Origin of the sequence: Halorussus halophilus (genome assembly GCF_008831545.1) — an archaeon.
GTDB classification, from domain to species: domain Archaea; phylum Halobacteriota; class Halobacteria; order Halobacteriales; family Haladaptataceae; genus Halorussus; species Halorussus halophilus.
Map to the genome: position 1 here is coordinate 838,810 of NZ_CP044523.1, position 16,392 is coordinate 855,201.

Consider the following 16,392-nt stretch of genomic DNA (forward strand, 5'->3'; position numbering starts at 1 on the left):
CCGTATCTATATGTTTGACGGTGGTCGCTCACACAGACGACCGAATACCTTGAGATTGATATGGTGGTATGCGTAAATCAGGAATGGTGACTGATATACGTGCGTTTCTATGTTCCTGAATGGGACGACAATGTCGATGCCAACTACGATTTCATTCATGACGAACACTCTACCTTGGGGACGGAAGAGCGCGAACTCCAGTACATCTGGGACATTTTCGACTACGAGACGACCCCGATTGACGGAGTTCTCATTTCACGCGAGCAAGTAGAGGAAAGTCAGAGCAAGCTCGATAATCTAACAAAGTACGGAGTGTACCATCCCGATTCTCGACTTCATATACCCGATTGGCTCCCTACGATCAGCGACTGCGGTGCTTGGGGGTACAAATCTCTCCCGTTCCCGCCGTACGGAAACAGCGAGATGCTGGATTTCTACGAAAAGATGGACGTCACTGTCGGGGTGACTATTGATCATCTCGTTCTCGGTTCCGGAAAAGAAGGCCGTCTGTACTTGGACAAGCGAGCCTTCAAAGACAGCAAAATCACTCAGTCTGACCTTCCGGAATCGCTGACCAACGAAGTTGACGTAATGGTTGATGAGTGGCCTGAAGAATGGCCCGAATACGTTGCCGACTATGAAGAGTCGATTTCGGATGTAGATTCGGTTATACCGTTTAGTAAATCCGTCTTCGACGGAAGTCCGTCGGAGATCATCGCAGCGTTGGAAGATGACCCACGAGCAGTCTTCCGCGACGATGATACGCGATTCCGATACGATTTGACCTTGAAAAACGCCGGAGAGATGAAGGAACTCTACGATAGTGGAGACTACTCATTCCGGTTGATGGTAGCTATTCAAGGATGGGACGCCGACTCGTATGCGAAAGCAACGCTTGAAGTCCTTGAACACGACTACCAGTACGTCGGAATCGGTGGTGTTGCGGGGAGTCCGGTTGACGATGTTCGTGACATCGTCACTGCCGTGGGAAATACCGTGAAAAGGCATGAACGTTCGCGAGGGACTCGAGTTGACACTCACGTTTTCGGATTCGCGAAGACCAATGCCTTCGAGTCGGTCGGTCGAACCGGAATGACGAGTTTTGACAGCGCGAGTATGCTCAGATCCGCTTGGACCGGCGGAGATAACTACCATCTCGACAGCGACCACCGATACGACGCACTTCGCGTCCGCTTTGGGACGAATCGAGATACTCTGAAAGAAGGGATCGAAAAAGCACTTCGCGGCCAAGAGTTGCTCCACGCGCTTCGAGCATTCGACGCTGACGCGTCAATATCCGACGCGATTAGTGAATGGCGTGCGACGGCAGAGCAGGCTCTCGATGGTCTTCTACCATACATAGAACAGCACGACCTTGGTGAGAAGTACGACTATCGACTCCTTCGAGACATTGAGGACGAGTTCCGTGACGACTACGAATTCGGTCGTGCACTCCGGGCGAACTTTAGTCGAAAATTCCGGCGACGGATCGTCAAGCTACTTCGAGCTTCCGAGACAGACGATCCACTCGAAGAGTATGAGTCCCTGGTTGAAACAGCCAGAGCGATTTTCGAAGAGTTCCCGAAATCGCTCGACGTAGTCACAGAGTTGGAAGACCATGAGGGTGAAGTTGCTACCTTCGAACAGATTCAACGAGTAGTCGAGAACTACGTCACGGCGGATGTAATTGACGACGAGGAGTATTTAGATGCCTACGAAGAACTACTCCGGACCGAACCGTGGCACGACTGTGATTGCCCTATTTGCGAGAATTTAGGGATCGAAGTGGCGGTGTTCCGAGCGAACAACCGTAATCGTCGACGTGGATTCCACAACACGAGACGGTTCTACGATGAATTTGAAGATGATCTCCCGAAACTCTTGGTCGCAGCCCCCGCGACAGACACACTCACTGACGAGCCGACAGTCGAGGATTATCTCACCGAAGAGCATTCTGAGTTCTGGACAGAAACTCACGATCTTCCGGTAGCAGAACTCGGGGTGTTGACTGCCAACGGTTTCCGTGAATGGTGGAAAGATACGCCAGACACAGTATCGTTCACGTCTCGTGAAATGGCAGAATCCATGTCCGAACGCTGCGCTCGATACCAGAATTTGTATCTCTATGACCCTGAGAAACGTATTTCTAATTCAGACGTCGAACAGATAGAGGACAGAGGTTGTACGGTCCATCTGTACGAATCGAGCGATGCCATTCGGAAAGCAGTACTAGACCGTCTTGGCTATGAAGCCGAATTTGTGCCAAAACGAGCAGTACAAGCTGGGTTGGGAGAGTTCTAACTATGCGAATCCTGATTATTGACCAGTGTTCCGGGTCGAAGAAGTATCCAAACGAACTGACGGAGTTCGGGGAAGACGTTCTCGATGAGAATTCTCTGTCGGAACTCCTGGAGCGGGATGATACTCTCGGAATCGAAGCTCGGGAGTTGTACGATGGGCGGCAACAGCAGAAAATCGATGAAGCGGTCCAAATGCTGGAGAGAAACGGTCACGACGTAGCTCGGTATTACGTTAGTGCTGGCTTCGGTGTTGTCCACGAGCGAGATTCACTTCCCCCCTATGAAGTGACGTTCTCAGAGATGTCCAACTCCGAAATCGATTCTCGGGCAGAACAACTCGATATTCCATCCGATATTCGTGATCTCTTACAGTCGGACTCTTCCTACGATCTAGTGTATTTCGCTCTCGGCAGTGATTATTATCGGAGTATCGAGCTAGAGGCTACATTAGAGCAGTTAGCCAAGGATACCATGGCTATCGTGTTTAACAACGAAGAGACTGCAGAGATGTTCCAGAACGTAGTTTCTATCCCAGCCCGGACCGAAGATGCAGAGCGATTCGGAACTATCGTAGTTGCATTGAAAGGGGTCTATCTCAAGAATTTAGCACGTGAACTAGGCTCGGACGAGATTACTGACGTTGCAGAAATAGCAGAGTATTGTAGATCAGAGCAGTCGTCACAATCCGGATTTGGGGAATTCACTTGATACGACGACCATTAGGGCGCTCGCCGTCCATTCGAACTGCCAACATTCAACAGTAGCCGTGTCTGAAGGTCTGAGCAGGTTCGCAAATTTCATCCGACAAACCACACAATCTGCTTACTTCTCAAACAATGCTAACTAGACCGTGGCCTAGATACAATCAAGACAAATCGCTTCCAAATTCGATCTTGCGAATCCACCACCATCTTGTACCTTTCTTATTGTTAAGAAACAATCTTTTCCCCCGCAAATAGCACACTCACTATCATTAGAATTTATGACGTAATAGTAAACTTCCATTCTATGTTTCTCTGGAATATCTGTGATGTTTGATGCCGCATATTTCATTTCCTTCTTCACATCTACACCCAAACCCCTTCCCTTACCACGATTACAAAACGAACATAAAATTTGAAGATTATCAGGGTCATTAGTGCCAAAACTTGATACAGGCTCGATGTGATCAATGTGAGGTATTGGCTTATCTGGACCAAGTTCTCGTATACAATCTCCTGTGAATTTTGTTCCACGGAATGATATGTGACAATTCGCGCACCGATATTCTTGGTCCGTTAGGAGTGTGTCTTTTTGATGAGCGACTGTACCGCGCTGTGCATCCCATGAGTCAAGTATATTATGAAGGTCTCTTGACAATCTATCAACAATATTACGGTCATATCCTAACTCGTTAGTTAGATAATCTCGAATTATCTCATGGCGAGGAAGAGGATTTGTTTTTTTATAATCAATTGCTTCTGCTGGGCACAGATGCATAGCAAGGCGTAGTCTAAATTCGTAGATCTCCTTTTTATTTAATTGCGCTTCTGACCCAACTACATCTATTGCTTTTTTAATTGCGTGTTCCTTATCACGGTCATCAATCTCCTTCAGATCCTTTCGATCACCGAAAAGGAGACGATAGAAGAGAATATCAATGGAATCTTGCATTCCTTAAATTATGATTCGCGAAAGAGGCCCAACTTCCCTATCTGAGCACCGGCCATCGCTTTCTCCATTTGTTCTTTGAAATATTCACGGCCATCAGATGTGTCCAGCCCGGATTCCTTCCACTCTTCGGTGAAGAATCGTTCGGGGAGGTCGTCTAGAACACTTTCGACGCCGTCCTTCAAATTCTCGTGGTTCTTAAACAATGGATCTCGATCGAAGTCACGATACGTTCGATCAGTCGACCGTAATCGCTCCAATACTAATTCTTGTAGTTTTAGTAATGCCACTTTTTGGAAAAGTTGTCCGCCTTCACTTTTGACAGTATTTTCCCAAGTATCGTTGTAGGTGCCTTTAACACCTTCCCAGAAAGCATAGAATGTAGAGAGACGATAATCATAGCCTTCTTCTCCGCCTTCTTCCTCCCATTCCGCAATGTCAGCATAGAGTTGACTAAAACGATTATCCCTGTATTTTACGTCCATTTTGACGAATTTCGTGACAAGTTGGAAGGCAACGTTTTCTTTTAAGAAGCCTTGGCTCTCCTCAAAACCGAAGTCGACAAGACCCTTAAACGGAGAGTCTTCATCAGTATGCATCCGCCAAGTAAGTTGAGCCTCTTCCGCTCTTACACCTGCTGTCCGGAATCGTTGATATAGGTCCTTGATTTCTTCATTTGACAAAGAAGTAGAGATAGTCGCTCTCAGTTCGCGTGGTCGTAGAGGTTTGGCTTTGTTGTTCACAACGTAGAAATGGTAGACTTGCTCAGCTTCATCCATGCCCGGCATTAGGACAATGGGGAACTGAACATCGAAATCAGCCACTTCTTTTGCCCCAAACACTCGGTGTTGGCCGTCGAGGATTTTACCAGGTCTAGAAACACCCTTTACGTAATCGATGATTGCTTCCTTCCTAGTGTCATCAAGATTATTGATATTTTCGTTGGCTTGTTTTAACTCAGCAGTGATTTCTGCCAAATATGAGGACGGTGGGCCTTCCTCTTCGTCCATATCCAGATCCTCTTCCAAATCTGACCCATCATCAACGAATTTCTTCTCATCTACCCCTAGTCGGCCATAAAATTCGTTATATGTTTGTTCTATAAGTTTCCCTGTACTCTTCTCTTCATTCTTAATTTCAATCTCAACGGTTTCGCCTCTGTCCGAGACTTCAACAGAATCGGAATCAGCAGCGACAAGGATGGCTCCAGGAATGATATTATTATCCGATTTCTCTAGATACTCTTTGATATTGTCAAGCCGATTCTCATTTAAGTCTCGTTGATAGCCAGCAAGAAAATCAGCCTTTTTCCTTGGGACGTCTGCCCATTTAAGCAATTCAGCGGCTTTGACATTCGTCATATAGAGGGGTGGTGAAGAGATGTTTCCTCCGGTTTTTTGCTGGACTTTTATTCCTTGATAGGAGTAAGTAGAGTCGTCGCCCGTTTGCGTTTCCTCGGAAGTCATCTGAGTGATTGTTTCTCAAGAAAGAGTTAAAAACATTGCTCATCGCACTCACTTGTCACAGTCTAGTTTACCTCTTCTGCTGATATTCGTTCAACGAGGTATCTATCGCTATAGCTTTCATTGACTGACCACCAGAGGACTTTGAATACGCGCTGTGTATTCAACATTGCTTCGTCAAACTATCTCCGATTGGGGATTTCATCAGAATCATCCCGTACATCGGCGTAGAACCACATTTTTCTATCAATAATCCTGGTTAGTAGCTGGAAGCAAAGATTGTATTCTTGATAATTAAGGAGGGGCAAAGACATGATTCGAATATTTGAACTGGATTGCGAAAAGGGCCGAGGGAGTTGATTTCTATTAGCTAACCTAGCAGACCTGTCGCTGCTTCACATACAGTATTCAAATACTGGTTTCTCGAATGTGAGCTGGAAGTCATGCTGTACAGACAACGGACACTCAACCTCCCACACGGAAATCTCGAAACACCGGTCTTACTTCCGGTGAGAAACGTGGGAAAACGGTCAAGCGATAACACTCCCGAATACGCTGGGACTATCCCTGACCTATCTACGGCGATTGTGAATGCCCGCTCGATTTATCAACGAGACCCGATGTGGGAGCGACTACTGGATGGAGTTACACTTCGGGAAGAGATGGGAGTACCAGATAACACGATAGTATTCGCAGATAGCGGTGGGTTCGATTTCCAAAATGATGCTCCTGACGTAGCCCCAAAAGAGATGCTTGCGGTGCAAAAGCAACTGAACGCGGATATTTACGGGACTATCGATATCCCCCTCTTGCGTGAAAACCGAGACGCAGAGAACCAACGAAGAATACGACAAAACATCGAATACGCGCTTGATGCAAGCAGCGCTCACGATGGAAAAGGTCTCCTTCTTGCCAGTGTCCACGGTTTCGACCCCGCAACGATTCGGAACAGCATCCGGCACTTAGAGCGTAACGGTGAGTTCGATGGGTACGCGCTCGGTAGCCTCGCACTCATCCGAACTGACTACCGAAAGACGACGAAGTTGATACTCGCCGCGCGGCGGGCCACAGACAAACACCTGCACGTGTACGGTCTAGGCGGAATCGTCTACCAACCTCTCCTGTTGTATTTAGGAGTGGATAGCTTTGACTCGTCAGCATTCATCCGGGCAGCAGGCAATCGAAACTACTTGATCCCGGGTTTCGGTGGCGAAGAGCTCCAAAATATCGACCACTTGGAGTATCTGCCCTGTCCCTGTCCCATTTGCGGCACCCGAACTCTTGATGAAATACGAGAGAACCGGGATCTCCTGACGAAACATAACCTGTGGTCGATTGTCGCCGAACTCCGGCGGTTCCGGTATGTATTCGCCGCGGGCAAGGATATTGAAGCCTATCTCGATCTTCGGTTTCAAGGGAACGAGGTCACACAACGAGCGTATCGAATTGCCAAACAACAGATGAGGAGACTCGTATGACGTCTGAACGACCGACTGTTCGGCCAGTCACGCTTCCACGGTTGGTCGAACTCGTGTACCTTTGCGGGAACTCAACTCAGAGTACAGACGAAGTCGAAGTAGCACTAGACGTCACACACAGACGTGCTCGGGAGACGATTCTCGAAGTACTCCGCATCGGACTGATTCTTGAACCGTCCGAGGATACGTACGAAATATCTGCAGCTGGTAGAGAGTTCCTTGATGCCGTACTTGATGAAGTCTGGGAAGACGTCAGCGGGGTTTTGGCTACTCAGAGTCCGCACTACGGATTGTTCCTTCGGGTACTCGAAGATGACGGAGCGTGTCCCTTAGACGAGTTACTGGAGAATCTATCGGTAGCAGCCGAGAAGACAGACTATACGTTCAATCAAACCGGAATCGAAGTACTCGGGGACTGGTCGGAACGACTCGGATCCGTGCAACGGAATGCGTTTACAGGGGACTATTATTCCGTTGAGCGTGAAGAAATAACGCCAGAGTTCCAATCGACACTTCTCGAAGTGTACGATGAACTCGAGGAAACTACCGGAGTGAACCTTCGGCAACGCTATATTTCGATTCCGAAGCTTCGAGAGTGGACATGCGAACGCCTTCGATGTCGAAGATCGGTCTTTGATGACTATTTGGTTAGACTCTGCGAGCAGAACATTGGCAAGCTGGAACTATCCGGTGCACCACTCGACACGGAAGCGAAGAAGTCTGCGCTCGGAATCAAGCAAATCGAACTCGCAGAAGCAGATACACTCGTTTCGACGTCGCAATCGACGGACCGTGTCATGAGTGGAGTGACACAGTTCGACAAACAGTACTATTATCTAGCGATCTACGACCGCAACCTCACCGATAAACTACACCAACAATGACGAACCAAGGCTTCACGATCACCGACCAGAAACGCGACTATTCACGATTCGGTCTAGAAGAAAACCCGTTCCCGTTCAGTCCGGTTCCGCGAGAGAATCCACGTATTTACTGCGGACAGGAACACGTAGTCGATACGGTTAGCTCGACGGTCTCGACCGTGCTATCGTCCGGGAAATCGAAGCATCTCGTGATAACCGGAAAATATGGGAACGGAAAGTCGCATACGCTCAAGTACACCCGTTCGTTGCTCCGGGACCGAGACGATATCGTTGTCGGGTACGTTTCGCAACCGGGTGAAGGATTTGTCGATCTCTATCACGAGTTCGTGTACGATCTGGGTTTTGAGAATCTGCAGAAAATCGCGTACGAGTACTTGGCCGCAGTCGCGCGAGATGTCACCGAAACCGATCCGAGTGGATCAAGTTCGATGGAGTCGCTCATCGATGAGGGAGAAGTACTTCTTTCCGACTTAGTTCCCCCCGCCATTCGCCGTCTGAGCGATGTCACACAGTTTGCGGACTTTGCGCGGGCTCTCGTCCATATGGTGTACGAGGATACCAACCTCTACGCATGGCAGTGGTTAACTGCAGAAGGAATCCGCTACGAACAGCGCAAAGAAATGGAGATTCACACTGCACTCGACGATGATACGATGGGTGTCCGTGCCTTTACCGCGATAAAGAACGTTCTCCTCGATCTCGGGTATACTGGTGTTTTCGTTTTCGTCGACGAATTCGAGAGTATAGCACGGTTGAATACAAAAGACGAGCAGTCTATCCTGAATAGCATTCGCCATCTAATGGACCAGAACAGTGAAGGACTCTGTATGCTGTTCGGATGTGCGCCAGAAGTCTGGCAGGACGTGATGAGCGAATATCACGCGTTCTCGGAACGAATTGGCCAAGAAGTAGCACTTCGACCATTGACCGATGAGCACCTTACTGATCTCGTTGGTCATTACCTAGAGACAGCCCGGGGTTCGGAAGACAGTGGTACAGATCCATTCACCGAGGACAGCTTGGAAATAGTATTGCAACGCTCACAGGGTAATATTCGACAGGTACTCGTGCTCTGTAGCAACGTCCTCGACAAAGCGATTGAGCAAGACCGGTCGGCTATCGATAAGGATCTGGTCCGCGAGATCACTTTCTGAAATGGGTCAGTGACGAGTAACGGCTATCGCCACTTGCTTTCGACGCTGGTGCGGTATCGTAGACCGATGACAGAGGTATTAGCGATGTCCTGGATTACGTGCGGTGGGTGTTCGCTTCGAGCATCGTCGATGTTTGCCTGACTCTCGATGAGATGGGTAAGTGCAGCGTCAATTACCTCGCTCGTCGGCGGTTCGTCGTGGGGGCCGGAGGCGACGATCTGTTCGGCCTGCTCGATGAGACGCTTGCGCTCGTCGCTCAGTCTGAGCGTGGTGCGTTTCGTCGTCATATATACCGATGTATGCACTGGGGGTCCTAGAGCGTTGTGCTGAGGTAACTGGAAGGCCATCTGTTTAAGTACCACTCTCTCAGGTGGGGGAAACTGCATTCAGAAGAACGAGATTGAGGGGTGATTCTATGCACATTGTAGGGTGGGGCGCATACGATATCGTGCATACATCGCGGCAGTTGCATACATTGGCGTCTGACCCCGTGACTTCGCATATCAAGAAGGTACGGGAACTATAGGTTCTCTTGGTCCCCCGACGCCAGATAGAATCACGCCGGTTGTGATTATTGCAGACATCCACTCATCGGCGTATTTCTTATGCATAATAAAATTATAGGTAATATTATGAATATTGTTGATGGTGCCTGTTCCACCATCCTGTCCATGAGGTATGGTAACATTCATCTATCCGTGCATCGCTAGGTTAGGAATGACTCCGAGCTACTCACCTTCCCGGCGGCAGTTTCTCGCCACCACAGGGATCGGGCTTGGCATGCCATTCCAGCAGGTGCGCGACTACCGAGGCCGAGCGCATTCTTCCGCAATCCAGGCAACTACAGAGTGGCCAATGTTCCAAGTCGACGCCGCAAACACCGGCCATCACCCAACCGCAACTGGCCCAACGGGCACAGTTGAAATCGACTGGGAAGCCGATTTTCAGAGCGTTCCACAGTCATCACCAGCCGTTGTTGGAAACATGGCCTACATCGGAACCGAGACAGGAATTGCCGCGTTCAATCTCACGACGCATGAGGAGGTGTGGCATACCGAGATAGACGATAGGGTCTGGTCATCGCCTGCGGTCGCAAACGGCACCGTCTATGCCGGCAGTTGGGACGGAAACATATACGCAGTGGCTGCGAACGATGGTGGTGAACAGTGGAAATTTCAAACTGACGGCCCAGTGGTCTCTTCGCCGGCCGTAGCGGCTGGAACCGTCTACATCGGTAGTAATGATGGAAACATCTACGCACTCAGGGCAAAAGATGGGGAGAAACGGTGGCACATTACGACCCACGATGCAGTCAATTCCTCTCCGGCAGTCCGAGGAGACACCATCTATGCGGGAAGTGCCGACGGGTATGTGTATGCCTTGTCCGTTAGCGGTGGGACCGAACAATGGCGGTTCGAAACGGAGGACAGAGTCATCTCGTCTCCGACCGCGACGGAAGAAGCGGTTTACGTTGGAAGCGGGAATACCATCTATGCACTGGATGCAGCCACCGGCAGTCAACAGTGGCGATTTAATAATCATACCAAGTCAGTCATTAAGGCATCACCAGCGGTTGCGAGTGGAACCGTCTATGTCGGCACTATCGGAGCAATCTACGCGCTGGACGCTATCCAAGGTACTGAAACGTGGCGCTTCAAAAAAGAAGGATGGGCCTGGAATTCACCTGTCGTAGTTGGGTCGACTGTCTATGTCGGAGTCGGCAACGAAGAAACTGGCACTGTGCCGACCAAAGAAAGAACTGACATCCTACAGGCATTTGCTGCAAAAACTGGACAAGAACGCTGGCAACTCGAACTAGGGGGCACAGTTACCTCCGCCCCAGCCGTTGTTGGTGGTGCAGTATATGTCACCGGAGACAAACTCTATGCGCTCACCGGTACCGCCAAGCAAGACTCTACAGTTCCATCCGTACTCACCCAGACGTTGCCCGACCCCGTGCAGTTCATCAGCGACAAGAACAAGAATCAAGCTCATGGGCCGAGTACGGTCATCATTGACACCGAAGCGGGAACGCTCCGTGTGCAGTCCGATGGCAGCACATCGACAGTGTCTGCAATCGCCGGCTACCTTGCTGGGTCTCCAATAATCGCAACCTCTTCTTGGGAAGGGAGTGTCGATACCGAGACTCAGCAGATCGGCACCTGCGTAAACGAGGGTTTTGATACGCTTGTATTCACTCCCCACAGCTTCGAAGGCATTGCGCTCCGCGGAGTGAGCGCGTTCACTCTCATCGTCGATGGAGTCGTAATTGACGATCGGTTGATACTGATCCGATACTCTGTTGACCAAGGTATATTGGAGGCGGAACCTATCAAAGAAAATGTAGGATCGGATATATCGTCTGGACAGGCCGACTGGCCAATGTTGGGGGGTAGTCATGGCCGGACTCGGGCCCGACCTGGTTCCAATGGACCTATTGCGCCAATTTCGGAAAAATGGCACTTCAAAGGAATGGACGACCTGTGGGACACTGCAGTGGCTGGCAACACTGTCTATGTCGCAAGTCGGGATTCAAATTTGTATGCGCTTGAGGCATCAACTGGCGAAGAGCGCTGGCGCTTTGAAGGAGCGGCTCACGATACAAGGGGGCCAGCAGTAGCGCGCGACACGGTCTACGTCGGGAGTAATGATACGAATGTGTATGCGCTTGAGGCATCGTCCGGTAAAGAACGTTGGCGCTTCGAAAAAGCAAATAGAATAACGTGGGAGCCTGCAGTAGCAGGCGACACGGTCTATATTGGTTGCGATGATACGAATGTGTATGCGCTAGAGGCGTCGACCGGCAAAGAGCGTTGGCGCTTCGAAGAAGCGACTGGAATGACACGTTCCCCCGCAGTGATGGGCGACACGGTCTACGTCGGGAGTAACGATACGAATGTGTATGCGCTTGAGATGTCGACCGGCAAAGAGCGCTGGCGCTTCGAAGAAGCAACTGACAGAACATATTGGCCCACGGTGGCTAGTGATACCGTCTACGTTCCGAGCGAAGATGGCAGTGTGTACGCACTAAAGCCATCGTCAGGGAAAAAACGCTGGCACTTCGAAGGAGAAACCGACAGGTTGTGGGGGTCTGCGGTGGTCGGTGATACCGTCTACGTTGGAACTCGCGACAATATTCTATATGCGCTCAATGTGTCGACTGGGGAGGAACGCTGGCGCTTTGAGGGAGAAACCAGTGGAACGTACTGGCCCGCGGTAGTGGAAGATACGGTCTATCTCGGGAGCAAAGCATCCTACATATTTGCGATAGATGTATCGACTGGTAAAGAGCGCTGGCGCTACAAAGCGGGAATTGGAGGGGTAAGACAGCCGGTAGTGGCGGGTGATGTTATCTTTGTCGTAGACGGTGCAAATAGGGTGATTGCGCTAGAATGAATACGCTACGGAGAAAATATACACCTTGTTATAATTTAACTGCGCCTGTCCACAGTATTTTAACAGTCTCCAACTCTTTGTCGTTAATTGCTTCGGGAATATATGCCCACTACGTACTTACTCACCCAATTCCGGGTGATCTTCTAAGGATTATTGAACTGAAAAAGACAATTATTGAACAAGAAAGCTGCTAACGTCGTTGGAAGGTCCAAATTTAGATTCCCTGTGAACAAAATCAGCGAAGAAGGATACGCTCGACAGCAGCTGACGTTAACTTCTACTGCGTTTCGACATGTCTCTGAACGACCGCTCATATCGTATTACCCTCAACGACGCTATCGGCTCACGTCTTGCCCGATACTGACGCATCACTCAGCAGTATCAATTGACGTCCGTCGTAGCCGCTGGGCTCCGTCTTCATCGTGTAGGCATTCGTTTCGAGTACCCTCAAAAGTACTCCAGTATGGGCTTCCCCTCTATATTATGCTTCCAACTCAAATTATTCGAGTCGGGTCAGATGTGGAGAATCAGGTGCAGGTAGACCACATATTTATTTGCCATAATGGAGACATCTACGTATGACATCTCTTCCGCTTTCCGAGGACGAGTTCATCCATCAACTCGAAGAAGCCAATCGGGAGCGGTTCAAGGACGAAGACTGGTCGTTTAACGAACGCCAACGGAATGCTATCCTTGCCGGGAACGGACCACTCTGGATTACCGCAGGTCCAGGCAGCGGAAAGACTGAAGTCTTGATTTCTCGGACCTTGAAGCTCATACTCGCCGATGGAGTCCAGCCTGGGAGTATCCTTCTCACGACGTTTACCGAAAAGGCAGCACAAAATCTGGAGGAACGAATAGTCGACCGGCTTGAGAAACTCGGGTTCGAGGACGAAGTTGATGCGAACGATATCCGGATCGGTACGTTGCATTCACTCTGCAACGATATCACGCAAGAATATCGATATCCGGACTACGCAAACGTAGAGTTGCTCGATGAGGACGCCCAACAACTCTTCATGTACAACAACTGTGATTTCGTTTCTGTACTTCGCGGCAACGTCGATACTGATGAGTGGGACACTGTTACTGGTGGAGAACTCACAGGGGACGCATGGCGTTTCTTCGATGAGGTTCTCCCACGTGGAGTTAGTTCGCAGTACGGTCCGAACAAGTGGCAGGCGACTGGGACCGCCGCAAAATTGTTTAACCGGATCTCTCAGTATCGAGCCAGCACCGATTCGCTACGACGGTCACCCCAACCAGAGTGGCGAGTCTGTGCTGAAGGACTTGAGCGGTATCGGGAGACGCTTCGTGAAAACCATCGATGCGACTTCGCTCGGTTATTAGAACAATTCGTTGACTTCATCGATAGCGAAAGTGGTCAGCGGTTCATCGATGGAGAACCTGACCGGGAACGTCCACCCTTAGAGCACGTGTTAGTAGATGAGTATCAAGACACGAATCCACTCCAGGAGGAACTCTACTTCCGTCTTGTTGAAAAACTCGATAGCCCGAATATCACCGTTGTGGGCGATGATGATCAAGCCCTCTATCGATTCCGCGGTGGGACCGTAGAGTGCCTAATTCGGTTCCCTGATCGCGCTAAAGATCACTTCGAGACCTCTGTCACAAAGGAACAACTGCGAACCAACTACCGCTCCACGGAAGATATCGTTTCCTGGTGTAACCGATATATTGGGGACTATCCGTTGATGCAGCGGGAAGGTGCCCGAGCCTCAAACAAAGAACCCATGATAGTTGCCCGTGATGAGACTGAAGGTCGAGAAAGTGTTCGGTCTCTTCTGGTTGGGAACAGCGACAAACAATCGGCTGAGACTGCTGCAGAATTGGTGGAACGAATTCACGATGAGGGATATATCGAGGACTACAGTCAGGTTGCATTCTTATTTAAAAGTACGAAGGAGAGTTCTCGTTGGGCTGGACGATACGTCGAAGCTCTCCGAGAGCGCAATATCCCTGTTCATAACCCTCGGAACAAAGCGTTTCTGAAGCAGGATGAAATCGAATTTGCTCTAAGTGCGGTTATTCGGTGTGTTGATCCGGATCTGGAAGGTACGGACGCCGCGAATGTTCGTGGCCGTGTCCGTAACCAAATCAATCGCTGGTCAGATAAATTCGAGGACTATATTGACGAATATGCAGCGAACGATCTCGATAACTACGTCCGGCGGAAACGGCGTGAACTAGAACGAGCTGACGGCAAGGAATCTCTGGGGTATACGCTTCTAGAACTTCTTTATCGAATTCTCTCATTCAACCCATTCCAACAGTGGATTGAAGATCCAGACCACCCCGAGCGAGGGAAGCGACTGGGCCAACTTACGAAGTTGTTCGACTCCTTCGCGAGCGTTACGGGTCCGGAGCATATGCAGAAGTCATCTCGGACACTATCGGTATCGACTCGCTTCCTCGGGAGCTTTTACTACGTCTTCTGTGGGTATCTCGAAGCTTCGAGTTTCGATGAACCGGAGGATCCACACGACCAGATTCCCACAGGCTTCGTCCAAATGATGACCGTCCATCAGGCCAAAGGATTAGAATTCCCTGTCGTTTTCGCCAGCGATCTCGATAGCGAGCCCTGGATGAGCGGAACCTACTGGCTCGAAAACCAACTTACACCATACGCAGAGATCGAACCTTCCGGAACTTCCGAAGACAGAGCAGAACGAGACGAAGTTAGACGTTTCTACGTCGCCTACTCACGAGCGGAAGAGGACCTTCTCCTCCTCGATAACGAGAACGCCACTACAAACATTTCTCTCGGATACCATGAGAGTGGGCAACCGCTCTCCGAAAATTGGTTCAAGGGAAGTCGAGAGCTCAATGCTGCTGAAGACTTTCTCAACCGAGTGGGTGGGAGCGTTGGCCCTCACCGTGAGGTAGGTCTCAAACGCCGATATAGCATCACGGGCGATGTATTGGCGTACCGCCGTTGCAAACGTCAGTATGGGTACTACAACGAGCTAGATTTCGCACCAAATCACGTCACACAACTCTTCTTTGGGCGAGTCGTTCACGAAACTCTGGATCGGGCGCATCGTCATTACGCCGGTGATATCGACGGTGCCACCGAGGGTGAAGTACCGACGGATGATGACATCGAGAAGTACTTCACTGAGGTTTCTGAGGCGTTGAAAGCACGGAATATCTATCCTATGAGTAAGGAAGCAGAGGAGACCGCTTTGGACTATATTCAGCGATTTAACCGAAAGGAGGGTGCACGACTCTATCCTCGTGTTATCGATACGGAGCATCGACTTCAAAGCAACCGTGACGATTTCGTGTTAGAAGGTGTCGTCGACGTTTTGGCCGGGGACGATATCGACGGTTACGAAATCTGGGATTACAAAGCGGGACAGCGTCCGGATGGGGGAAGAGAATTAGATGACTACCAAGCTCAACTAAACACCTACGCGGAATTGTACCGGTACCAGCAGGGAGAGTATCCAGATCGAGGTGTAATTTACTTCCTCGGCGAAGAGTCGAGAGACGACGCGGTATTCCAACTCGAGTTCGAGCAAGGGTCCGTCGAGAGCTCTCTCAGTGCTTTCGAACAAACTGTTACGAGTATCGAAGATGACCGTGAGCAACGGAACTGGTTCAATATCACCCCTGGTGATGCACCGTCGAACCAAACGTGTGCAGAGTGCGATATTCGGTGGAATTGCCCTGCCCGTCCCGAATACCACGGGAATCAATAGTCAACTTAATTCCTAAACCAAAAATTTCCTAAAATGTAATATCTATCTACCTCCTAAGGAACCGCCTCAACTACATCGAGGAAAGAGGTCGTTATCTCGAGTATCAATAGATTTATGTCGAAACTGAATCATTCATTCGGACAGTGGAATCCGGTCTGACATCTCTTACGAACCAATCGTACGCGAAATTGATTGTGATTAGGGATTCGTATGTCGGAGAACACAGCCATGAGCAGAGGGCTCAGCTACGAAGTCTGCCACTCCTAATCGAATATGGATTCGATCGGGTGATCCATACAGAGCTATGGGATAACGACTTCAAGCCAGTAGCCTACACCCATC

Annotated in this window: 10 protein-coding genes; 7 read left to right on the forward strand and 3 right to left on the reverse strand. The window is 49.8% G+C overall.

Annotated features, from left to right (window positions below; all coding sequences use genetic code 11):
* Nucleotides 1-99 precede the first annotated feature (99 nt).
* A complete protein-coding gene (locus tag F7R90_RS04135; RefSeq protein WP_158056011.1) occupies nt 100-2,301 on the forward strand; it encodes a queuine tRNA-ribosyltransferase tRNA-guanine transglycosylase in 2,202 nt (733 codons plus the stop codon).
* A gap of 2 nt (nt 2,302-2,303) precedes the next feature.
* Nucleotides 2,304-3,008, forward strand: a complete 705-nt coding sequence (locus F7R90_RS04140) for a hypothetical protein (RefSeq protein ID WP_158056012.1) — start codon at nt 2,304-2,306, stop codon at nt 3,006-3,008.
* Nucleotides 3,009-3,155: 147 nt separating this feature from the next.
* Here the strand turns inward: F7R90_RS04140 and F7R90_RS04145 are convergent, their stop codons facing one another.
* Nucleotides 3,156-3,953, reverse strand: a complete 798-nt coding sequence (locus tag F7R90_RS04145; protein ID WP_158056013.1) for an HNH endonuclease — start codon at nt 3,951-3,953, stop codon at nt 3,156-3,158.
* Between the two features lie 8 nt (nt 3,954-3,961).
* On the reverse strand, nt 3,962-5,416 hold the full coding sequence (locus tag F7R90_RS04150) for a ParB N-terminal domain-containing protein (protein WP_158056014.1): 1,455 nt from the start codon (nt 5,414-5,416) through the stop codon (nt 3,962-3,964).
* A gap of 440 nt (nt 5,417-5,856) precedes the next feature.
* Between F7R90_RS04150 and F7R90_RS04155 the strand changes: the two genes are divergently transcribed.
* From F7R90_RS04155 to F7R90_RS04165, 3 genes are read left to right on the forward strand one after another with little or no spacing between them, the layout of a single operon-like run.
* Nucleotides 5,857-6,891, forward strand: coding sequence for a tRNA-guanine transglycosylase (locus F7R90_RS04155; protein WP_192498396.1), 1,035 nt, complete (start codon nt 5,857-5,859; stop codon nt 6,889-6,891).
* Nucleotides 6,888-7,775, forward strand: a complete 888-nt coding sequence (locus F7R90_RS04160; RefSeq protein WP_158056015.1) for a hypothetical protein — start codon at nt 6,888-6,890, stop codon at nt 7,773-7,775. The genes F7R90_RS04155 and F7R90_RS04160 overlap by 4 nt, the downstream gene beginning before the upstream one ends.
* Entirely contained in the window at nt 7,772-8,929 is a 1,158-nt protein-coding gene (locus F7R90_RS04165) for a BREX system ATP-binding domain-containing protein (RefSeq protein ID WP_158056016.1), read from the forward strand. The genes F7R90_RS04160 and F7R90_RS04165 overlap by 4 nt, the downstream gene beginning before the upstream one ends.
* A gap of 23 nt (nt 8,930-8,952) precedes the next feature.
* Here the strand turns inward: F7R90_RS04165 and F7R90_RS04170 are convergent, their stop codons facing one another.
* On the reverse strand, nt 8,953-9,216 hold the full coding sequence (locus F7R90_RS04170) for a DUF7386 family protein (protein WP_158056017.1): 264 nt from the start codon (nt 9,214-9,216) through the stop codon (nt 8,953-8,955).
* 430 nt (nt 9,217-9,646) lie between these two features.
* Between F7R90_RS04170 and F7R90_RS04175 the strand changes: the two genes are divergently transcribed.
* Both F7R90_RS04175 and F7R90_RS04180 read left to right on the forward strand, forming a co-directional pair.
* Nucleotides 9,647-12,325 carry an outer membrane protein assembly factor BamB family protein gene (locus F7R90_RS04175; protein ID WP_192498397.1) on the forward strand — a complete coding sequence of 893 codons (2,679 nt, stop codon included), beginning with the start codon at nt 9,647-9,649 and terminating at the stop codon, nt 12,323-12,325.
* 578 nt (nt 12,326-12,903) lie between these two features.
* Entirely contained in the window at nt 12,904-16,050 is a 3,147-nt protein-coding gene (locus F7R90_RS04180) for an ATP-dependent DNA helicase (protein ID WP_158056019.1), read from the forward strand.
* Nucleotides 16,051-16,392 lie beyond the last annotated feature (342 nt).